Raw genomic sequence first — 23,423 nt, 5'->3', positions numbered from 1 at the left:
AATGTAGTGTCTTCCAAATGACTTTACATTGTTTTGAATTTGCTTATACTCGAAGTACGAACTGTTTTGGGGAGCGAATTATGGCAAAGACTAGGATTGCACTTACGGGAGAAGAAAAACGAGAGCTGAACAGGCGGTTACGCGCCAGCACCGTGTCAGTAAGGGATCGGCAACGCGCACAAATCATTTTGCTGGCGGCTGAGGGGCATACACAGGGAAGCAATCGGTGCGAAAGCCGGAGTGACACGTGTGACGGTGAGTCACTGGTATCAGCGCTTCGTCAAGGAACGGTTGGCCGGTCTCACGGACGCACCTGGGCGTGGCCGCAAGCCTTCGTTGCCCGACACGGCGGTCAAGAAAGTGCTGGAGACAGTAACGCGCCCGCCCGCCAACCTGGGACGCTGGAGTTGCCGCACTATGGCGCAAGCGGCAGGCATTTCGACGGCCAGCGTGCAACGCTGCGGGCTGCAAACGACATCAAGCCGCACCTGACCCGAACCTTCAAGCTGTCGAACGATGCGCATTTCCAGGAAAAATTCTGGGATGTCATCGGCCTGTATCTCAATCCACCGGAAAAAGCGCTGGTGCTGTGCTGCGACGAGAAATCACAATGTCAGGCGCTGGAGCGTACCCAGCCGGGATTGCCGCTGGGCATCGGACATATCAAGACCACAACGCACGATTATATTCGCCATGGCACTTTGACTTTGTTTGCTGCGCTAAACTATCTGGAAGGTAAACTGATCACAACCATCGCCAAACAACACCGGCATCAGGAATGGCTGGCGTTCCTCAAGAAAATCGAGCGGGAAACACCAAAAGATTTGGATATTCATCTGATCGCCGACAATTACGCAACCCACAAGTATCCCGAGGTAAAAGCATGGCTGGCCAAGCATCCCAGATTCCACATGCACTTCACGCCAACTTCGTCCTCATGGCTTAACCTGGTCGAGCGTTTTTCCGCGATCTGACTGACCAGATCGTCAGTGGCAGCTTTGCTTCGATCAAGGAATTGGCCGATAAAATTCTCACCTATTTGGCTGACCGCAATCAAAATCCAAAACGTTATGTTTGGAATGCCAGAGGTGAAGAAATTTTGCGAAAAATTCAGCGTGCCCGTAACGCCATGACGCAGTCACAGGCCACAGTCTAAAAGTATGCACATTTGAGAGACACTGCACTAATTAGAACGAGTACTATTCAATCTTTAGCAAAGTTTTAGTTCACAACCCCATCAATCAGGAGTATGCCATGGCAAAAATTCTTGTCTTGTACTACAGCATGTATGGTCATATCGAAATTATGGCCAACGCGGTAGCTGAAGGTGCACGCAGCGTCGAAAATGCCGAGGTTGCCGTTAAACCCGTGCTACAACATACCGCGCCGTGCGGGTGGAGAAACAGCTGGGTATGAAGATCTGAGCCCTGCTTTACTCAAATTGGGAACGTGGGAACCATCATGACAAGGTGATTCAATCTCTTTGTCTTATAACCGTCCATGCTGTAGAGTAACCCACTTCCAGTACCCGTCTCCAACCCACACTAAACCCCATGGCTCTTAAGAAGTCCGAACTCTATTCCTCCCTCTGGCAATCCTGCGACGAACTGCGCGGCGGTATGGATGCCAGTCAATACAAGGATTACGTCCTCGTCCTGCTGTTCGTCAAATACGTCTCCGACAAATACGCCGGTGACCCCAACGCCCTGATCAACGTGCCCGCAGGCGGCGGTTTTGCCGATATGGTGGCGGCTAAAGGTGACAAGGAGATCGGCGACAAGATCAACAAGATTATCGGCAAGCTGGCCGACACCAACGACAGCCTTAAGGGCGCGATCAACGTCGCCGACTTCAACGATGAGGAAAAGCTTGGCAAGGCGCAGGCCATGGTCGATCGTCTCACCAAGCTGGTCGCCATCTTCGAGGGGCTGGATTTCGGTCGCAACCGGGCTGAGGGCGACGATCTGCTGGGCGATGCCTACGAATACCTGATGCGCCACTTCGCCACTGAATCGGGCAAGAGCAAGGGGCAATTCTACACCCCGGCGGAAGTCTCACGCATTATGGCCATGGTCATTGACCTCGGCAAAGCCAGCCATGCCGCGCAGAGCATTTATGACCCGACCTGCGGCTCCGGCTCGCTGTTGCTGAAAGCGCACGACGAAGCCAAGAGCCGAACCGGGCTCGACCTCGCGCTGTACGGGCAGGAGATGGACAACGCCACCTCGGCGCTGGCGCGGATGAACATGGTGCTGCACGATTGCCCTACGGCGGAAATCTGGCAGGACAACGCGCTCGCACACCCGCACTACAAGAACGCCGACGGCAGCCTCAAGACCTTCGATTACGTAGTCGCCAATCCACCTTTCTCGGTCAAATCATGGACGACCGGATTTGATCCAGCCAATGATCTGTATAACCGCTTTGAGTATGGAACACCCCCGGCGAAGAATGGCGACTACGCCTTCCTGCTGCATATGCTCAAAAGCCTCAAGAGCACCGGCAAGGCGGCAGTGATTCTGCCGCATGGCGTATTATTCCGCGGCGGGGCCGAAGCGGCTATTCGCACCCGCATCGTCAAACAGGGCTATATCAAGGGCATCATCGGCCTGCCCGCCAACCTGTTCTACGGCACCGGCATCCCCGCCTGCATCATCGTTCTCGACAAGGAAGGTGCGGCCGGGCGCGCTTTTGGCAACAGCGGCATCTTCATGATCGATGGAAGCCGTGGCTTCATCAAGGATGGCAACAAGAACCGGCTGCGGGCGCAAGATATCCACAAGATCGTCGATACCTTTACCCGTCAACTGGAAACGCCCAAGTACTCGCGCCTGGTGCCGCTGGCCGAGGTTGAGGGCAATGACTTCAATCTGAACCTGCCGCGCTACATCGACTCGACCTCCCCGGAAGACGTGCAGGACATCGAGGCCCACCTCAAAGGCGGCATCCCCAATGCTGACATCGACGGCCTTGCCGCCTATTGGAAGGTTTTCCCCAGCGTGCGCCGCGAACTGTTTGGCCCGCTGACCAACGCCGCCGAGCGCCCCGGTTATAGCCAACCCAGGGTCGAGGCGGGTCAAGTCAAGGCCGCCATCTTCGGTCACCCCGAATTCACCGCCTTTAACCAGACGGTAACGACGCTGTTCGGCACATGGAAGGCCGCCAACACCCCACTGCTCACCGGTATCCGGATTGGCGATCGTCCCAAGCTGCTGATCGAGACGCTCTCGGAAAACCTGCTGGAAACATTTCGTAGTCATGATGCCATCGCCTCGTTGATCGACCCCTACGGCGTCTATCAGCACCTGATGGACTACTGGGCTGAGACCATGCAGGACGATGCCTGGATGATCGCCAGCGACGGCTGGCAGGCCCTACAGGATGGTAAGCCCAACACCGACTTGATCCCGCCCGCGCTGATCGTCGCCCGCTATTTCGCCGTTGAACAGACCACCATCGAACAACGCGAAGCCGAGCGCGACGCCATCAGCCGCCAGATGGAGGAGATGGACGAGGAACATGGTGGCGAGGACGGACTGCTGGCCGAAGCGAAGAACGACAAGGGCAAACTCACCAAGGTCAGCGTCAAGGCGCGGCAGACCGAGATCAAGCGCGACATGGACGCCTTGGAGGAACGCAAGCTGCTCGACGCCTACGCCGACTTGATCGAAGAGGAAGCCGCCGCTGGCAAGGCGGTAAAGGACGCACAGAAGGCGCTCGACACCCAGGTGGCCGCCCAATACGCCAAGCTCACCGAGGTCGAGATCAAGACTCTGGTGGTGGAAGACAAATGGCTCGCCACGCTGGCGGCACAAGTACAGGGCGAACTGGATCGCGTTAGCCAAGCCCTGACCGGACGCATCCGGCAACTGACTGAGCGCTACGCCACGCCGCTGCCCCGGCTGGCGGAAGAAGTGGAGACCCTCGCCGCCCGCGTCGATGAGCACCTGAAAAAGATGGGGTTCGTATGGCAGTGACGCACCTCAACGCCGTCCTGCCAGCGCCGACTTTCTGTGGGAGTCTCCTGCAATGAGCGCGGTTCCGGCGGGATACAAGCAGACTGAGGCGGGGGTGATTCCGCAGGAGTGGGAGTGCCGAGAATTAGTGACCGAAATCAGTGAAATGACTGACTTTGTTGCAGCAGGGAGTTTTGAGTCACTGCGAAATAATGTTCGTGTTTTCGATGTCCCGAAGTTCGCCCTCTATGTTCGGCTGTATGACTTACGTCTCGGGCTTGGTCATGACACGCAGAAATACGTTGATAAGGACAGCTATAAATTCCTCGAAAAGTCAAATCTGTTCGGTAATGAATTATTGGTTGCGAACATTGGTGCGAACGTCGGCGAGACATTCCTAATGCCAGAAAACCTCGGAGCAGCAACAATCGCACCCAACATGATTGTGGTGCGATCAAATCCAAAGAAGGTGCAGTATGACTTTCTGTATCACTTCACGGCATCCAATTTCGGTCAGGCTCGTATGCGTGACCTTATTGCAGGCAGTGGTCACCCGAAAATTAACAAGACAGATTTAAAGAAGCTCAAGGTCTTAGTGCCCCCACTTCCCGAACAACGCGCCATCGCCGCCGCGCTGTCGGATGTGGATGCCCTGCTCGCCAAGCTCGACCAGTTCATCGCCAAGAAGCGCGACCTCAAACAGGCCGCCATGCAGCAACTCCTCACCGGCCAAACCCGCCTACCGGGGTTTGGTGCCAAGCACAGTTACAAAAAAACTGAAATTGGCGCGATTCCTGAGGATTGGGAAGTTAGGCCACTATTGACAGCGGTTCGGATAGCGCAGGGACAAGCTGATCCAAAGATCGAACCGTACAAGTCAATGGTGCTAGTTGGGCCTGCTCATGTAGAAAGCGGTACAGGAAAATTGATAGCTCGCCAAACCGCTGCTGAGCAAGGGGCCATCAGCGGCAAGTACCTATTTTCAGCGGGGGACATCGTCTACGGCAAGATCAACCCGTACCTGCAAAAAGCTTTCCTTGCTGACTCCAGCGGACTTTGCAGTGCAGACATGTATCCCCTTAAGCCGACGAATGATGTTGTGTCTGGTTTTATGTTGGCCGTCATCTTGGGGCGCCGATTCACAAAGTATGCTGAATCCGTCTCGGTTCGTAGCGGAATGCCGAAGATCAACCGTGACGAAATGGGAAGATTTTCATTTCCTCTCCCTTCGGACAAAACAGAACAAACCGCCATCGCCTCCGTCCTCTCCGACATGGACGCCGAGATCGCCGCCCTCGAAGCCCGTCGCGACAAGACCCGCGCACTCAAGCAGGGCATGATGCAGGAACTGCTGACCGGAAGGATTCGCCTCGTATGACCACCGTCGGCCAAATCGAAAAGCAAACCCAAGCCCGCGTCGTCGCGCTGTTCCGGGAACGGCTTTGCTACGACTACCTCGGCGACAGAGCCGACCTCAACAATCACAACCTCGAGCTAACCCTACTGCGCGGCTGGCTGACCCAGCAGGGTGTGAGCGACACGCTGATCAACCGGGCGCTGCACGAGCTGAACAAGGTGGCGACGGATACCAGCAAGAGCCTCTACGACCGCAACAAGGAGGTCTACGACTTGCTGCGCTATGGTGTGAAGGTGCAACCTGGCGCGGGCGAGAACCGGGCCACGGTCTGGCTGATCGACTGGAAGAACCCAGAGAATAATCACTTCGCCATCGCCGAGGAGGTGACGGTCAAGGGCATCGATGCTAAGGCCAGCACTAAGCGCCCGGACGTGGTGATCTACATCAATGGCATCGCGCTGGGTGTGCTGGAACTGAAACGCTCCACCGTGTCGGTGGCCGAGGGTATCCGCCAGAATCTGGACAACCAGAAGAAGGAATTCATCCAGCCCTTTTTCTCGACCATGCAGTGGGTGATGGCGGGCAACGACAGTGAGGGCTTGCGCTACGCGACGATCGAGACGCCGGAGAAGTATTACCTGCGCTGGGTGGAGGATACCGGCCCCTATGTAGGTGAGCCGAACCTGCTGGACCGCAACCTGTTGCAGGTCTGCCGGAAGTCGCGGCTACTGGAACTGATCCACGACTACATCGTGTTCGATGCCGGTACCAAGAAACTGTGCCGCCAGAACCAGTATTTCGGCGTGAAGGCCGCGCAGGAGTTCATCCAACGCCGCGAGGGCGGTATCATCTGGCATACCCAGGGTAGCGGCAAATCGCTCACCATGGTATGGCTAGCCAAGTGGATACGCGAGAACCGCGAAGGCGGGCGGGTGCTGATCATCACCGATCGCACCGAACTGGATCAGCAGATCGAGACAGTCTTCAAGGGGGTGAATGAACAAATCTACCGCACCACCAGCGGCAACGATCTGATCGACACACTCAATCGGCCCGACGAATCGTTGCTATGCTCGCTCGTGCATAAATTTGGCCGCCAAGAAAACGAAGAGGAAGACAGCGACGAGGGTACCCAGGCATTCATCGATTCTCTCAAGAAGTTGCCAGCGGACTTCAAGGCCAAGGGCGACATCCATGTGTTCGTCGATGAGTGCCATCGCACCCAGAGCGGCGACCTGCACAAGGCGATGAAGGCGCTGCTGCCGAATGCGCTCTTTATCGGCTTCACCGGCACGCCGCTGTTGAAGGCGGACAAGCAAAAAAGCATCGAGGTCTTTGGTCGCTACATCCACACCTACAAATTCGATCAAGCCGTGCGCGAGGGCGTGGTGCTGGATTTGCGCTATGAGGCGCGCGACATCGACCAGACGCTGACCAACCGCGACAAAATCGACCAGTGGTTCGAGGCCAAGACCCAGGGGCTGAATGACTTGGCCCGCGCGCAGCTCAAGCAAAAGTGGGGAACCATGCAGCGGGTGTTGTCCAGCCAGGATCGGCTTTCGATCATCGTCGCCGACATTTTGCTGGACATGGCAACCCGCCCGCGCCTAATGGACGGCCACGGCAACGCCATGCTGGTAGCGGGCAGCATCTACGAGGCGTGCAAGTTCTATGAGCTATTCGCCAAGAGTGAGCTCAAGGGCAAGTGCGCCATCGTCACCAGCTACGCCCCCAGTATTGCTGATACCAAGGGCGAGGAGACCGGCGCAGGTGAGACTGACAACCTATTCAAGTACGGCGTCTATCGCCAGATGCTGGCCGATTGGTTCAATGAGCCAGCAGAGAGAAGCAATCAGCAAGGTGGAACAGTTCGAGAAAGAGGTGAAGAAGAAGTTTATCCATGAGCCGGGGCAGATGAAGCTCTTGATCGTGGTGGACAAGCTGCTCACCGGCTTCGATGCGCCACCGGCCACCTACCTCTACATCGACAAGCAGATGCGCGACCACGGCCTGTTTCAGGCCATTTGCCGCGTCAATCGGCTGGACGGCGACGACAAGGAATACGGCTACATCATCGACTACAAGGATTTGTTCAAGAGTCTGGAAGGCGCGGTGGGGGATTACACCAGCGGCGCGCTGGACGGCTACGACAAGGAGGATGTGGCCGGTCTGCTGGAAAACCGGCTGGACAAGGCACGGGAACACCTGGAAGAAGCCCGCGAGGCGGTCAGGGCGTTATGCGAGCCGGTGGCGGTACCGAGGGATTCGGCAGCCTACCTGCACTATTTCTGCGCCATCGAGTCAGGTAATGTCGACCAACTCAAGGACAACGAACCGAAGCGGCTGAAGCTGTACAAGTTTGTGGCGGCACTGCTGCGCGCTTACGCCAGCATCGCCAGCGAACTGGCGGAAGCGGGATACAAGCCGGACGAGATCGAGACGATCAAGGCCGAGGTGGATCACACCAGCAAGGTGCGCGACGAAGTGCGGCTGGCCAGCGGCGACTACATTGACCTGAAGGCGTATGAGCCAGCGATGCGCCACCTGATCGACACCTACATCCGCGCCGAGGAAAGCGAGAAGATTTCCGCCTTCGACGACATGAGCCTGATCCAGTTGATCGTCGAGCGCGGCCCGGACGCGGCGGACGCGAAGCTCAAAGGGATCATGAAGACCGAGGAAGCGGTGGCCGAAACCATCGAGAACAACGTCCGCAAGCTGATCATCAACGAGTCGCCGGTTGATCCGGCCTACTACGACAAGATGTCGAAGCTGCTGGATGCGCTGATCGAGCTGCGGCGCAAGGGTGCGGTGACCTACAAGGAGTATCTGGAGAAGATCGCCAAGCTGACCAGGGAGGCGGTGATGCCGGGCGGCGGCTCCGGTGGGTATCCGGCGAGCCTCAAGACGGCGGCACAGCGGGCGCTTTACAACAATCTGGGCAGGGACGAGGGGCTGGCGCTGGCGGTGGATGCGGCGATTCAGTCTGCTCGCATGGATGGCTGGCGGGACAACACGATGAAAACGAAGAAAGTGCGGGTCCGCGCCACTCCGACGCAAAGACCCAACCGGCGGCGCTCATTAACGACATCCTTGCTGACCAGATTCTGGAATTGGCCAAGCACCAGAATGACTACTGAGACTCATCACCTCACCGTCAGCGGCATCAAGGTGGAAGTGGTACGCAAGGACATCAAGAACCTGCATCTTGGCGTCTATCCACCCAAGGGTCGGGTGCGGGTGGCGGCACCGCTGGTGGTAAGTGATGAAGCCGTGCGCCTCGCAGTAATCGACAAGCTGGGTTGGATCAAGCGACAGAAGGCCAAGTTCGTCGGACAACCGCGCCAATCCGAGCGCGAGATGGTAAATGGCGAAAGTCACTACTTCCTCGGACGGCGCTATCGCCTGCGTGTACATGAGGACAATGCCCCCGCCCGAGTCGCTCTGCGCGGTATCGCCAGCCTCGACCTGTTCGTGCGTCCTGGAACCTCTTCCGCGCAGCGAGAGGCTATCTTGTTGCGCTGGCATCGGGAGCAACTCAAGGCGCTAATCCCGCCCTTGCTGGAGAAGTGGCAGCCTATCCTCGGTGTTCAAGTCGCCGATTGGGGCATCAAGAAGATGAAAACCAAGTGGGGAAGCTGCAACGCGGCCGCAGGGCGTGTCTGGTTCAATCTGGAGTTGGCTAAGAAGCCAGTACAGTGTTTGGAATACATTGTGGTGCATGAGTTGGTGCATCTGCTGGAGCGGCATCACAACGAGCGATTTGTAGCGCTAATGGAAATTCATGTTCCGCAGTGGCGGCAGTATCGGGAGATGTTAAACAGTACGCCTTTGGGGCATGAGGATTGGGAGTGCTGATCCAGTAACCTTGCACCGGTAAAGCGGTTGAATACTGACAGGGAGAGCGTATTCAGTTTATCGGGCGTGTATTCAATCGGTTTGGTCGTGGCGTGTTGCTACGCTATATCGGGATTAGTCTAAATCCGCTAAAGAGTTACCCAAGCGTTTCCTCATAAAAGAATAAAGGGCCAGCATTTTCGCTAACCCGATGGCTCACCAAAGCGGATAAAACTGGTAACTGGTTTATTAAGATTTCGGTATATATGTAACGCCGCATTCAGCGGCTTGTCCGTAAGCCTCCAACCCTTCCACATTAACACCCTGATACAACATCGCTATCCTCAAACCTTTTACAAGGAGGAACGATGTCATCATCGAAGCACGACGAATTCATATCGAAGCATGGCAAACCAGCGGTAAGTCGTGCGGCGGCTTATTGCCGGGAACATGGTTTTGAATACCAAGACGTTTGGCAATTGGGTTCGCAAGCATCGTGCCGGTCAAGTTACTTGGCCGCCTGCGTTGGTTCCGGTAACGATCAAACCAATGCCTATGCCGACGAATACGCTGCGTCTTCGCGGACGGGGCGATCATGTGTTGGAACTGCCGTCGACGATATCGCCGCATTGGTTGGGGGAATTGTTGAAGTGTCTTTGATTGCGAATCCGGGGGAGATTTGGTGTAAGCCTCCAACCCTTCCACATTAACACCCTGATACAACATCGCTATCCTCCAAACCTTTTACAAGGAGGAACGATGTCATCATCAAAGTACGACGAATTCATATCGAAGCATGGCAAACCAGCGGTAAGTCGCGGCGGCTTATTGCCGGGAACATGGTTTGAATACCAAGACGTTTGGCAATTGGGTTCGCAAGCATCGTGCCGGTCAAGTTATTTGGCCGCCTGCGTTGGTTCCGGTAACGATCAAACCAATGCCTATGCCGACGAATACGCTGCGTCTTCGCGGACGGGGCGATCATGTGTTGGAACTGCCGTCGACGATATCGCCGCATTGGTTGGGGGAATTGTTGAAGTGTCTTTGATTGCGAATCCGGGGGAGATTTGGTTGATGGTTGCGCCGGTGGATATGCGCCGGGGACTCGACGGTTTGTCGGTGTTGGTGGAGCGGGCGTTACAGCGCTCACCGTGTTCGGGTTCGGCGTTTGTGTTTTGCAATCGCGCGGGTAATCGCATCAAAGGTGGTGCTGTGGGACGGCACCGGCGTGTGGTTGTGCCAGCGCCGCTTGCATCAGGGACGGTTCGTTTGGGGCGTTCGGATACGGGCGGGATGGAAACTGACTTCATCGCAATGGGAGTGGTTGATTGCCGGAGTGGATTAGCGTCGCTTGGGGTTGCAATCTTGCGCGCGAAGATATAGCTAAAGCCAATACTGGCATCACTTTTCGCGGGTTTTGCGGTATAATAACGCCATGAAAACGCAAGCAAAACAGTCCATCGAATTAAGATCATTTGAACCTTACGCCGGAAGCTAAAACCGAGGTATCGAACCTGATTCAATCACTGCTTACGCAAGCACAAAACGAACTCAAAATGCTGGAAGCGAAGAATCAGGCACTGACGCTGGAATTGGCACATTTGCGCCGCATTCGCTACGGCGCGAAGAGCCGAGCGCTGTCGCAGGTGCAATTCAGCCTGTTCGAAGAAGACTGGCAAAACCGATGCGGCGGCGATCGAAGCGGAAATCGAGCAACTGCCGCTGCCTGCTCCGCAGAAGCCTGGCGTGCACACGCTGGGCGCCAGCCGTTGCCGGATCATCTGCCGCGCATCGAACATCGCCATGAACCGGAATCCTGTCAATGCAAACAGTGCGGCAGCGATCTGGTAAAAATCGGCGAAGACGTCACCGAACAACTCGACGTCAAACCCGCCGAATTCTTCGTGCACCGTCACATCCGCCCGCAATACGCCTGCCGGGCTTGCGAAACCGTGGTCGCGGAACCCGTGCCACCCGCCGTCATCGACGGCGGTATGGCAACACCGGACTGCTTGCTTGGATCACGATCTGCAAATACCTCGATCACCTGCCGCTGTATCGCATCGCACAAATCGCCGCCCGGGAAGGTGTCATTTATCGCTTTCCACGTTGGCGGAATGGATCGGACGCGTCGGCGTGGCACTGCAACCGCTGGTTGACCGGCTGATTTTGCACTTATTGCAAGGCTCTGTGTTACACGCCGACGAAACCCCGGTGGCGCAACTTGATCCACGGCGGAAAAACGCAGCGTGCCTGTGGGCGTATCGCAGCAACGATTTTGAGTTGGGGCCGCGCATCATCGATTCGACTACCAAACCAGCCGTAGTGGCAAAACATGTGCAGAACTTCCTCAACAGCTGGCAAGGCCACTTGCTGGTCGACGACTTACCGGTTACAAATCGCCGTTCACCCTCGTCGGCAACTGCATCGAACTCGGCTGTTGGGCGCACGCACGCCGCAAATTCTTCGACCTGCACCAAGCCAATGCCAGCACCGTCGCGTATGAGGTGCTGCAACGCATTGGCGGACTTTACGCCGCCGAAGCCGAAGGCAAGCACTTATCGACCGAAGCCCGGCAGATACTACGCGCAGAAAAAGCCTGCCGATCCTGCAATCGTTGCACGACTGGTTACTGCAAACCCGTGCCCAAACCGCCGATGGCGGCAGTACCGCCAAAGCCATCGACTACACCTTGAAGCGCTGGCAAAGCCTGATCCGCTACGCCGGCAGCGGACACCTGCCGATTGACAACAACCCCGTCGAAAACACTATTCGCCCCATCGCGCTCGGCAAGGAAAAACTGGCTGTTCACCGGCTCCGGAACGCGCCGGAAAACGTGCCGCCGCCATCCAAACCCTACTCGGCACCGCAAAACTCAACGGCCTCAACCCGCACAATGGCTAGACGACACCTCGAAAAACTCCCCACCTGGCCTAACAGCCGAATCGATGAATTGCTGCCGTTCGCACCGGAGGATATTGAAGCATTGTTGAAGGAATGTGGGTAGGTGGTGGGGTTGGAGGGATACGATTTGGTTGATGGTTGCGCCGGTGGATATGCGCCGGGGGATCGACGGTTTGTCGGTGTTGGTGGAGCAGGCGTTACAGCGCTCACCGTGTTCGGGTTCGGCGTTTGTGTTTTGCAATCGCGCGGGCAATCGCATCAAAGGTGCTGCTGTGGGACGGCACCGGCGTGTGGTTGTGCCAGCGCCGCTTGCATCAGGGACGGTTCGTTTGGGGCGTTCGGATACGGGCGGGATGGAACTGACTTCATCGCAATGGGAGTGGTTGATTGCCGGAGTGGATTGGCGTCGCTTGGGGTTGCAATCTTGCGCGCGAAGATATAGCTAAAGCCAATACTGGCATCACTTTTCGCGGGTTTTGCGGTATAATAACGCCATGAAAACGCAAGCAAAACAGTCCATCGAATTAGATCATTTGAACCTTACGCCGGAAGCTAAAACCGAGGTATCGAACCTGATTCAATCACTGCTTACGCAAGCACAAAACGAACTCAAAATGCTGGAAGCGAAGAATCAGGCACTGACGCTGGAACTGGCACATTTGCGCCGCATTCGCTACGGCGCGAAGAGCGAAGCGCTGTCGCAGGTGCAATTCAACCTGTTCGAAGAAGACTGGCAAACCGATGCGGCGGCGATCGAAGCGGAAATCGAGCAACTGCCGCTGCCTGCTCCGCGGAAGCCTAAGCGTGCACACGCTGGGCGCCAGCCGTTGCCGGATCATCTGCCGCGCATCGAACATCGCCATGAACCGGAATCCTGTCAATGCAAACAGTGCGGCAGCGATCTGGTAAAATCGGCGAAGACGTCACCGGAACAACTCGACGTCAAACCCGCCGAATTCTTCGTGCACCGTCACATCCGCCCGCAATACGCCTGCCGGGCTTGCGAAACCGTGGTCGCGGAACCCGTGCCACCGCCGTCGTCGACGGTATGCGCGGCAACCGGACTGCTTGCTTGGATCACGATCTGCAAATACCTCGATCACCTGCCGCTGTATCGCATCGCACAAATCGCCGCCCGGGAAGGTGTCATTTTATCGCTTTCACGTTGGCGGAATGGATCGGACGCGTCGGCGGCGACTGCAACCGCTGGTTGACCGGCTGATTTGCACTTGGTGCAAGGCTCTGTGTTACACGCCGACGAAACCCGGTGGCGCAACTTGATCCCGGCAGCGGAAAACGCAGCGTGCCTACCTGTGGGCGTATCGCAGCAACGATTTTGAGTTGGGGCCGCGCATCATCGTATTCGACTACCAAACCAGCCGTAGTGGCAAACATGTGCAGAACTTCCTCAACAGCTGGCAAGGCCACTTGCTGGTCGACGACTATGGCGGTTACAATCGCTGTTCACCCTCGTCGGCAACTGCATCGAACTCGGCTGTTGGGCGCACGCACGCCGCAAATTCTTCGACCTGCACCAAGCCAATGCCAGCACCGTCGCGTATGAGGTGCTGCAACGCATTGGCGGACTTTACGCCGCCGAAGCCGAAGGCAAGCACTTATCGACCGAAGCCCGGCAGATACTACGCGCAGAAAAAAGCCTGCCGATCCTGCAATCGTTGCACGACTGGTTACTGCAAACCCGTGCCCAAACCGCCGATGGCGGCGGTACCGCCAAAGCCATCGACTACACCTTGAAGCGCTGGCAAAGCCTGATCCGCTACGCCGGCAGCGGACACCTGCCGATTGACAACAACCCCGTCGAAAACACTATTCGCCCCATCGCGCTCGGCAAGAAAAACTGGCTGTTCACCGGCTCCGAACGCGCCGGAAAACGTGCCGCCGCCATCCAAACCCTACTCGGCACCGCAAAACTCAACGGCCTCAACCCCGCACAATGGCTAGCCGACACCCTCGAAAAACTCCCCACCTGGCCTAACAGCCGAATCGATGAATTGCTGCCGTTCGCACCGGAGGATATTGAAGCATTGTTGAAGGAATGTGGGTAGGTGGTGGGGTTGGAGGGATACGCTTGTCCGCTGCAATGCCTTGTTAGCCTTGCGATGTTTGCGATTAACAAAATACAGACGGATATCACTAAACTTGGTAACAGCTCGCCCTAAAACCTCATACATAAACCAATTGCAATATTTAGCCTCAATAACTTCTTGATAGTCGTTTCCGTATCTCTCTTTCCGCCATTCCTCGATATCATGAACCACGATATTGACACACTTTAGATCTCCCTCAAAAGCCCTTTCTAGTAAGAGCTCTTCCAAAGAGTCTTTAGATTCAAGACATTCTTTAGTTAATGAGAACTTCCTGAATTTGCGTATTTCATGATCGCGGGGATAAATAGCGATAGTTTCCTCTTTTCCATCCTCAGTTTTTATATCAACAATGTATTTTACTTCAGAGCCGAAGCACTTATTTTTATACGTTGATCGCATTGGGTATATTAATGCCGTCATGTGATTATTAAAAAAATCACTGACTGGGTCCCAGCGCTTAATCCATTCACCAACTGTATATCTACCATTTGATGTAGCTAAAACAAGATTGGATTTAACTTTTTTCGAGTCAAGAAGCTCGTTAAGCTTAATGCGCCTCATATTTACGCTATAGAAGTCTACAGGGTCGTATTGATTTGAGTAGACTTCATATGGCTTTAGAATCTTTGGGTCATGCTCAAAGTTTTCCAGTTCAATATAATAGTTTCGACCTACGAGTAAAAAGACCTTGAATATTACGACAGGTCTGTCCTTGACGTTTTCTAAGGTAATACTGCCAACATATTTATCTTTACAGTATGAGCTTGAATGAACTGAATACTGGCCGCGCACATATATTCCAGATTTTCGCCAATAACTTCGAACACTGAATATCAATGCAGTTAATGACACCGCTAATGCAATTAGAGAGATTATGACTTCCACTTTAAAAATATTTTCCGAATCTGATGGAGGCTAACGTGGAGTTAGACACACATTGAGGACCAATGGGATTCCCACGTGCCAGCGAGGTTGCATATCCAATCCCGTAGAGATAAATAATCCCGGTAGGAGCTGGGGTTCTAAGCGGTAGCATCTCAGTTCCCTGATAGACAGGTTGGTCAACATAGCGGTACCCGGAAATAACGCCTGCGACACGAAACTCAGTCGTTCCAGAATGGCGGAAGACAACGGGCCCCCCAGAGAACCCTGGATTGTTATTTCCATCAAGGAATATGAGATGAAGGCCGTGCTGGTTGTGCTCGAAACAACTTACGGTAGCTCGCTTGACGAATGGCAGCGGGTAGTCGTTGTTGGCCGTCCCCATCTCGCCAAAGAGACCAAATGGGAATCCCAAAAAGAAAGCCTCCTGTCCGACCGTTAAACTCGTCGCGTCCGGAGGCAATGTTAGGTCAGCGCCAGCGATGCGATAAGGAAGAGCAAGCACGGAGATATCAGCTTTTCCAGGCGCGTGTCCGACTAGGCGCACACCAATATCGGACCAGTTGTTGTTATGCAAGATGGAGATGAAGACTTCATCTTGTAGGTCCGGAACTATGTGCTTTCCGGTGACCAAGTACTGCCGTGAATCGACATCAATAAAGAAAGCCGTGCCAATCTGGCCAGCATAACGAATTTGAATCGTTCTTTGGATAGCGTTCGAGGTGACCATGTGTGCCTAACGTAATATATACGACAAAAAATGTCGCATAACCTGTAATAGAATGTCGTATAACATGGTTAAGTTCTCCTAACTCCTTATTACTTAATTAGCTTCAGAATAGAAAAACTCTTAATACATATAACAAATACGTCATTTAGCTCTCCCCGTCTAAGTCACATGGGGGGGCTACAAATATACTCTTGGCAATCAGCCGAAGAATATAAAGGTTTTGCCTTTAAGACAATAAGTTAAATCCGATTTATGAATCTGGATCTACTATAATCCGCCAAATGAAAGGCCATTCCATACATAAATGTATCTTTGCGTATTCATTGATAGTTTTTAATGTAAGATTGGCAAAGAAGATGCTAATCCATAAATTAAGAATAACTTAGGAGATCAAATGTCTTATTCGAAGAAAATCTGGCCGAACTGCGTGTGTTAGTGCTTTATGGTTCCTCTGCGAGTCTTGAGGGCATAAAGATTCATAAAAATGCTGATCCTTCGGTGATCGCCGCTGCCGAGCGCCTGTTTGAAGGTGGTTTCATCACCCAAGTAGATGGAGGCTATTTGAACACCACTTGGTAGCAAAGCGGCTGATCATGCGCATACCTTACTAACCATGTTAAGTGCATAAATAGTTATATTGATGTTTGTCATCGTGAAAGGAACAATGTTTGAGTATGGAAAGGGGAGAAGTGCGTTATAGCAACCGTGACTAGGTGTTGCTAACAATCTGATCTGGTAGGTTAAATTGTCGCTTAATAACTTTATCCGTTTGATGAAAATGCACTGGTTAGTAGCTCGTGTCAGTGCTGTCGCACTTTTACTGTATGGCTATCTTCATTAACGCAAAGGTAGCAATATGGTAGCAATGAGTTTTTACACTAGACATTTAACTTATAACTACTTGATTTATGGTGCCGACACCTAAGAATCGAACTCCGGACCTTCTGATTACAAAACTTATTTACAATTCCAGTTACATATAAATCAATCACTTTATGCTTGCTAAGCATAAAACTGTCTCACACAACCACAAACGGTGACACTTACAGAGTAGTTTGGCAAAATTTGACAGTCAATTCCGCATCTACTTTCGTTCTCGCATAATGATGTTCCTTTGATAACTACCATTAACACAAAACACCTAAGATCATTTCTTCCGAAGTTGATGACTCGCACTCCGGCAGCGACAAAGGCGCAATATCTCGCGTAGCTATGGTGAATCCATGTACGACCGCGATTGCAGCAATCTGACCGTCTGCCCACAGAGATGAGGCGACCGTTATCCTAGCTCGACCGACTATGGACGCATAATGCCATCGCAGCCTGTTGATCGAATGATAGTATGCGTGACCCAAAAGCCTCTCCATCAGTTTCCTCAATGCGGCATCAAGCCCCTTCTTTACGCCATCATGGCAGATTTCAATGCCGATCAGCAATTCGGAAAGGCTTGTTGCCGCAGGCAGTGTCCGAGTTGTTTGCCGATCAAGCCAGCTTGAACGGCGGGATTGCCATTGGGTTTCATTGGCTCCGGATATGACATTCTATCCAGAACGATCATTCGAACACTGCCGGATCAGTCGGCGTCTGATCACGAGTGTCATTAAAATCAAGCCCCCCAAAGTCGCCCAAAAGCGAGTTCAGATCCAATTTTGACATCGCGTCCTAGGGCGCCTGCCTCTTCCAGAATTTCCCGGATTTCAGCTTCGGTGCTACGTCCATGAGCAGCACGCAGCTTAAGCGCGCGATGCGTTTCTTCGGGCAAATTGCGAACAAAGTAACAACAGACATTTGATTTCCTCCTTATTATAAGGAAGTTATTGATAGCATATACTAACAAATGACATCAATCCATGATAAGCACTCATACGATACTCCAACATTGGGCTTGTAGTGCAGAATATTAATTGACGCAAAATCGGTGTGACCGCCTAACTTGCCGTGTCAATCAGCATCTAATATTTTGCCACTTTTAGAATATGTATTTTTTCAAATACGAAATTTATTATTCATATAGAACAATTGAATATGAATTTATGCTGAAAACATCGGTGCTGATACTTGGGAAAGTTTTCAACGCTGTCGAACTATTAGAGTTACATTCTGGGGAGCACTTGCAATGAGTTTAACTGCGGCAGTGTGCAGCTTATTCGGTGTAGCTAAATGATAAGAAATTGACTTTTGTGATACTTTTTAGTGATGTTGACTTCACTATTTTTTATTTTGAGACCGTATAATAATCAGCATACCCTCACTACTCAGTTAATGCAACTGAACCCTGAACCGTCCAAAACGACAATCATGGCAATCCCAAGTGCACCCGCGGCCCTTAGCATCAAGTCGTTTAAATGCAGTGGAGTCAAATGTAATAACGAAGCCAAGGCTGGGAATTGCACCAGCAGCAAAGTCAGTGCGATTGTTGCTCCACCATGATACGTGACAAGTGCTAGACAGGCCGCCTAGAACAATAGTTAACATGGCGCTTGCAAACGTGAGAGTAACTAGGCCATGGCTCGTGCGTGTTCAACCTCGTGGCCTGTGCCAAGGCTGTGTTCATAGCCATGGATGACCATTAATGTCAGCAGGGTTCCGATATTACAATCACCCACCACTCTCGCAGATTAAAAAATCGGAGGTGATGCGTTTTTTGAATTGGGCTCAAAACGTTCCTTATTGCGCCTCCTGGAAAACCAGTAATGCAGTGGGATGAATGATCAGCCTGCTTCAAGCCGAACATATGGACAGGATGATAAAGCAGAGGGTAGCCCGCTAAGGGTATGGAGTGTCGTAGTATAACCAATGGAATGTGGATCATCAATAGTAAAGCTCAGTTTCAAATTGCGAAACAACTGCCTGCCTTCGGCGACGCGCGAATGATCGTGCGAAATTGTCGTCTAACAGCACGATGGCAGCAACTCACGTGGCGCTGCGGGTGCCTCGCTGACCCATGGCAATGCCGATATCTGCAGCCTGTAAAGCCAGCACATCATTTACGCCATCTCCGGTGACCGCCAAACTTCACCAGCGGATTGCAGACCTCACTAAACTGAGTTTTCTGTGATGGGACGGCACGAGCGATTGCGTATCCCACGTTCATCGAGTGGCACTTCCCTGTTGTAAAAAAGGTATCCAGTTGACTTGCTTGATCACTTTGGGTTTCCTGACCCAAACCTATCTCGGCGCTACCGCTTCTGCGGTGGCGGGATGATCGCCCGGTGACCATTACAACATGGATACTCCTTCACGACAGTTTTGAATTGCTTCGATAACTCCCTCGCGCACCGGATCTTCAAATGCGGGCAACCCGACGAAACCGAATTCACGATTCGGCTCTCCACCCACCTGCAGGCAGACTCGGCGATGCCACGTTCCGCGCAAGCGATGACCTTATGTCCAGCTTTGTGCAAGTTTGCAACTTTGGTTCCCATTTATGAGCTCGTTCTCTTAAAAGTGCACAGCAAATATAGTTTCCCGGTGCTCCTTTGGTCGCTGCTATCAATACACCATCGGTTTGCCCAAACGGCGGTTTCGCACTTGCGATTCTCCGTAAAGGAAATGTCATCACGAGGAGATAATGCAAAGTACAGTAGAGTTACGTGAAGAATTGCTAACTCTAAAGGGTCATCGGTTTCACTGCGGGAAGCGAAAGCTGCGATCGAAAGCAATTGTTCATCGCTAAAATTGTTGTTCGGGTAGTGGTGGGTTAGGGTTCAACTGACCTTCGGTGATAGTGCTGTCTTATCCGAACAACGCGGGATACCGTCCGATGTTTTCTACCACCACCGCGCGCCGCACTAAGCGCCGCCGTTGCGCAAGACGATACACACCAACACCAAGAAAAAAGGTAAAACGACTGAAATTCTTCAGGTAGCGCAGCGACTGCCAGCGTAACTGCACTTGCATCGCATCAACAATGCCGAACCCCCCGACGTAGACGCACCCAGGCAAGCGCAAGGTACAAGATCGTACGCAATAAAGAAGCATAACAACTAAATTGGCAATGGCAGTTTGCAGCGGTGTTCGTCTGCGACCGCCCAGCAATGCAGAGGCATCGATATAACCAAATTGTTTCAGTACCGGTGAACACAATACGAACGGTGGCCGTTCCAGTAAGCAGCTGCTTCCGGCAAGGATCCAGTGAACTGTATCGACTGGTACAATCAGAGTTGGCTGATCCAATCCTAGTCAATGGCTGCTTGCACGGAAAGCTTCACCGGTTAATGCGGACTCATCTACCTGAATTGATTCACCTGAAATGAGAATGCCATCGGCAGCAGCATTTTATCCCGCAGATAGCAGCACGAGATCCCTTCGGTACCAGTTCTGTTGCGGCAAACTCTACCGCCTCATCACCGCGAACTACCACGGTAATGGCAAGTCGACCTTCCGATAGTCCTTCGTAGTGCGGAAGCCCGGGTACGATTGGTGCAAGTACAACCATCCCTTATCAGCGGAATTACCGCCATTAAAAAGCATTGCGGCTTCTATTGCATCGCCCTGAAAATAAAACAATATGGCCGCCAAGTAAAAATCAAAGATAGGATCCCTGAGCTGTATCTAACAGCAACGTCCATCGATTCGAGGTGGGGGTTTCAATGATATCATTACGTCCGGTACTGGTTTAGCCGGGCATGGGCTTCCTCCTGAGTTAAAAATCCTCGCTCGCTATTCAGGATGTCATCAAGACGTACGATAGGTACAGTTCGATGCATTGAATAATCATGGTATGGAAACAGCACGACTAAACCGCTTTCGGCGGTTCAAGCGTTCCTCATTAAACCATTCAGAAGACCGATTCTAATAGAGAAGTTTTTAAACAACTGACTGTTGCTAAGACGAGAACGATTACCAATGCTGGGCTATTGTCATTTCTTTCACTTAAACCTCAAATCATGTTGTTTCTGGATTAATCGTTCAACCTTGATGAGCTTCCAGTCTTCACCGACCTTTAAATTTCACCCTTCTTACCGTCGGAATTTTACCTTGCTTCAGTAAAACCGTAATTGATTTGCCATCTCTTTGTTCCTGCTTCTTCTTATTTCAAATTTTTCCGCCCCTGCGTTTTCAGTAATGGTTTTCAACCACAGCAGGGACGGTAGACCATTGTACTTTCTCTTCTTTCCTTCTTAGCATCAGATTTAGCATGGAGGCACAATAGGATCATCCGAAGGGTAAATTTTGTCTTCCTTTCACCTGCAAAACTTGATACGTAAATAATACCACATCGGTAAAGGACTATTAAAAGAAGTGTTCTAGTATTCATTGTTAGATCTTCAGTTTAGTTATTTAAAAATGGAAAATTCCACATTAAAAGATAACTATAAAATAGGAATATTCTAAAGGCAGAGCACATAACAAAAGATAGCTAAGGATCAGTAAAATAAACAGAAACTTGTGGTTTCGGAATAGGTCAGCGCAATTCACGCAGCCAATTGAAAAAGTAAGATAGAACAAGTCATGTCAATAATCACTGCATGTGTTTTCGAGCAGGATTGTAAGATTCAGTGAAAATTGCCACTTGAAATTATTCAAGAGCAAGCATTCGACTAACACGCAGTAGTGTTGATGCTGGCTAAAATGAATAAGTTTACCCATTCCGGAGAATTACAGATTGGTAGTGATAACGTTGGAGGCCGTTGGCTGAGGTTAGAGAGCGAGCAGTAAATAGCAAAGCATCACCGGCCTGAAAGAATCGCGCAGCCGAGTTCATCTAAAATGACCGAGTCTATCTATACTCATTAACGGAAATCGAATTGTTCAAAATGAATTTGTTGTTCAGGCATGTCATGTTCCTGCAGCCACCTGGTAACCTTAGCCATGAATGGCGGTGGGCCGCACAGATACAATTTGTTTCTTATTGAGTTTATCAATGTTCCTCCAACCACGTGAATAAAGTTTTAAATCATTCCGTCATCGACAAAGAACAAAACATAAGTACGCTTGGTTGGTCGCAAACATCTTTCGTAGTTCCTTCGTAAGGAGCACTCCCTACCTCTACGATGAACATAAAACATATCAGTGGGCTGGGTGAGTGGCGACTTCAAAATGCTAGGAAAAGGAGTTAGGCCAACACCAGCAGCGATCCATATACTTCTTGCGCGATTGGATTGATCAAGTAGGAAGTTACCATAAGGTCCTTGCAAGCGAAACAGCAACACCCGGTTCAAGTGACTGCAGGCGCTGCGTGCAACCTCCCACCGCCTTAGCCATCAACGTCAAATCACCATCTTTGTGATATGACTTACGGTATACGGATGAAAATCACCACAACCCTGAAAATAAAACCCTTCAAAAAGCCGCACCCTACAAACTGACTCAGGGCACCGATATGGGTCTTGCCAGCGGCCGTAAATTTATCTTCAGCATGATGTTCTTCCGCCGGATGACCGACTGCGCTGACCCCTCCTTACAAGGACGAGCGTCATTACCTCGATCAGCACGCAATAAACGCCATACACGGGATATTGCCGCAGGAAGCAAAGCCGCTGCTAGGTTGATGTGGAAAATCCGCCACAGACCAAATAATATGTTCCAAAACCTAATGCTACTTCGCGACCAATAACATATGAAAGCGCCACATACCATATAAGGCAAGATGTAGAACAAAGGCTGCCGCCATGCCAAGCGTAAAAATGATTAATGCCAACCAGCCCAAGATATTAGTCGATTGCGGATTAAGTGGACAATACTCGCTGTCAATATCGGGATCTAACGGTAAGCAATGACCGGCTAGCAATAAAAGGATGCACTAGTAACAGTTTAAAACCTAGCACACCCATTCCATGGTGCCATCGATACATCTGTTGCAAAACCCCAAACCAAGATGCCCATAGGATCATTTAAACTGTTTGCAGCAAACTCGCTGTAATCCAACCATAGTCTTAGCCAGCCTTCGACAAGAGACCAAACTGAGTACATTCAATGACAATAAAGAAACGACCGTCAATGCCATGGTAGCAAGGCAATGAAGATAATCAAAATAACCGATACCGCAATTGATCCTGCAACAAACATACTATTTCCGTTTCATCTGTTCAGGAGCAGACTCGTTTCTTAATAAGTGTTTTAATGGAAAATCTGAGGTGTTCTCAACTGAATATTTAGAGCTGTTGGATAATGACAAATGCACAGAACATACACGATTGGGTGATTAAGAATGTAGAGCGCATTAAAACTGATGAATTTCGCAATCCGACGGACATATCTTGATGCAGACTTGGCTCATATTCTTCAAACAGAGCATTCTTTGATCATATCTTCTCTGATGGTATACCCCAGCACAAGGTTTGCACACGAGAATCCTTAAATTTGTAATTCTGGAAAATAAATCAGCAAATTTCCTGAAGCGCGGGACCGAAAGGAATCATTTTCGATGGTTCCAATGACAGCAATAGTTACAGCATCGCGAAAGCATGATCATTACTGTATCTCCCAGCCCGGAGGGTGAAAGCAAAAATGACCTGGTAGTGCAGTCCATGTTATGATTTGGTTGGGCCCCAAGTCGTGGTAGAAATAACGTAATGCATATAACCTCCCGGGGCTTTGAGTGAAAAGAGAATTATTAGCGTATAACTGCCCAAATCCTATAGAGGATTTGCGCGACTAAAAATAAGCATTCTCACCAGATGACCTTGCCCTGTAATCTCGTACAT

7 protein-coding genes and 8 pseudogenes are annotated in these 23,423 nt (G+C 51.7%); 12 read left to right on the top strand and 3 right to left on the bottom strand.

Annotated features, from left to right (window positions below):
- Positions 1-80 precede the first annotated feature (80 nt).
- The 10 genes and pseudogenes from IPN95_25275 (at position 81) to IPN95_25230 (ending at position 14,120) form a co-directional block, all read left to right on the top strand.
- A pseudogene (locus tag IPN95_25275) lies at positions 81-1,156 on the top strand (IS630 family transposase).
- A gap of 98 nt (positions 1,157-1,254) precedes the next feature.
- Positions 1,255-1,371, top strand: a pseudogene (locus IPN95_25270) (NAD(P)H:quinone oxidoreductase).
- A 182-nt stretch (positions 1,372-1,553) separates the two neighbouring features.
- Positions 1,554-3,977, top strand: a complete 2,424-nt coding sequence (locus IPN95_25265) for a type I restriction-modification system subunit M (protein ID MBK9452673.1) — start codon at positions 1,554-1,556, stop codon at positions 3,975-3,977.
- Between the two features lie 52 nt (positions 3,978-4,029).
- Entirely contained in the window at positions 4,030-5,334 is a 1,305-nt protein-coding gene (locus IPN95_25260) for a restriction endonuclease subunit S (protein ID MBK9452672.1), read from the top strand.
- Positions 5,331-8,453 (top strand): annotated as a pseudogene (locus tag IPN95_25255) (HsdR family type I site-specific deoxyribonuclease). The gene IPN95_25260 and the pseudogene IPN95_25255 overlap by 4 nt, the downstream one beginning before the upstream one ends.
- Positions 8,443-9,171, top strand: coding sequence for a M48 family metallopeptidase (locus IPN95_25250; protein MBK9452671.1), 729 nt, complete (start codon positions 8,443-8,445; stop codon positions 9,169-9,171). The pseudogene IPN95_25255 and the gene IPN95_25250 overlap by 11 nt, the downstream one beginning before the upstream one ends.
- 1,053 nt (positions 9,172-10,224) lie before the next feature.
- A pseudogene (gene tnpB / locus IPN95_25245) lies at positions 10,225-10,495 on the top strand (IS66 family insertion sequence element accessory protein TnpB).
- Positions 10,496-10,625: 130 nt separating this feature from the next.
- A pseudogene (locus IPN95_25240) lies at positions 10,626-12,157 on the top strand (IS66 family transposase).
- Between the two features lie 31 nt (positions 12,158-12,188).
- A pseudogene (tnpB, locus tag IPN95_25235) lies at positions 12,189-12,500 on the top strand (IS66 family insertion sequence element accessory protein TnpB).
- Between the two features lie 48 nt (positions 12,501-12,548).
- Positions 12,549-14,120, top strand: a pseudogene (locus IPN95_25230) (IS66 family transposase).
- Here IPN95_25230 and IPN95_25225 read toward each other — a convergent pair.
- Both IPN95_25225 and IPN95_25220 read right to left on the bottom strand, forming a co-directional pair.
- Positions 14,013-15,047, bottom strand: a complete 1,035-nt coding sequence (locus tag IPN95_25225; protein MBK9452670.1) for a hypothetical protein — start codon at positions 15,045-15,047, stop codon at positions 14,013-14,015. The pseudogene IPN95_25230 and the gene IPN95_25225 sit on opposite strands and share 108 nt — an antisense overlap.
- A gap of 1 nt (position 15,048) precedes the next feature.
- On the bottom strand, positions 15,049-15,774 hold the full coding sequence (locus IPN95_25220) for a trypsin-like peptidase domain-containing protein (GenBank protein MBK9452669.1): 726 nt from the start codon (positions 15,772-15,774) through the stop codon (positions 15,049-15,051).
- 414 nt (positions 15,775-16,188) lie between these two features.
- On the opposite strand from IPN95_25220, the pseudogene IPN95_25215 reads away from it, so the two are divergent.
- Positions 16,189-16,402 (top strand): annotated as a pseudogene (locus IPN95_25215) (TIGR02647 family protein).
- A gap of 3,107 nt (positions 16,403-19,509) precedes the next feature.
- On the opposite strand, the gene IPN95_25210 reads toward IPN95_25215, so the two are convergent.
- On the bottom strand, positions 19,510-19,950 hold the full coding sequence (locus tag IPN95_25210) for a hypothetical protein (protein ID MBK9452668.1): 441 nt from the start codon (positions 19,948-19,950) through the stop codon (positions 19,510-19,512).
- 76 nt (positions 19,951-20,026) lie between these two features.
- On the opposite strand from IPN95_25210, the gene IPN95_25205 reads away from it, so the two are divergent.
- Positions 20,027-20,164 (top strand): hypothetical protein, encoded by a 138-nt coding sequence (locus tag IPN95_25205; GenBank protein MBK9452667.1) that lies wholly within the window; start codon positions 20,027-20,029, stop codon positions 20,162-20,164.
- Positions 20,165-23,423 lie beyond the last annotated feature (3,259 nt).

It is taken from the genome of Bacteroidota bacterium (genome assembly GCA_016718825.1).
In the GTDB taxonomy this organism is placed as follows: Bacteria; Bacteroidota; Bacteroidia; order J057; family JADKCL01; genus JADKCL01.
This window is presented reverse-complemented; position numbering and strand designations above follow the sequence as displayed.

Coding starts and splice junctions, on each gene's coding strand:
- IPN95_25265 (MBK9452673.1), top strand. CDS start 1,554: ATGGCTCTTAAGAAGTCCGAACTCTATTCCTCCCTCTGGCAATCCTGC.
- IPN95_25260 (MBK9452672.1), top strand. CDS start 4,030: ATGAGCGCGGTTCCGGCGGGATACAAGCAGACTGAGGCGGGGGTGATT.
- IPN95_25250 (MBK9452671.1), top strand. CDS start 8,443: ATGACTACTGAGACTCATCACCTCACCGTCAGCGGCATCAAGGTGGAA.
- IPN95_25220 (MBK9452669.1), bottom strand. CDS start 15,774: ATGGTCACCTCGAACGCTATCCAAAGAACGATTCAAATTCGTTATGCT.
- IPN95_25205 (MBK9452667.1), top strand. CDS start 20,027: ATGAGAATGCCATCGGCAGCAGCATTTTATCCCGCAGATAGCAGCACG.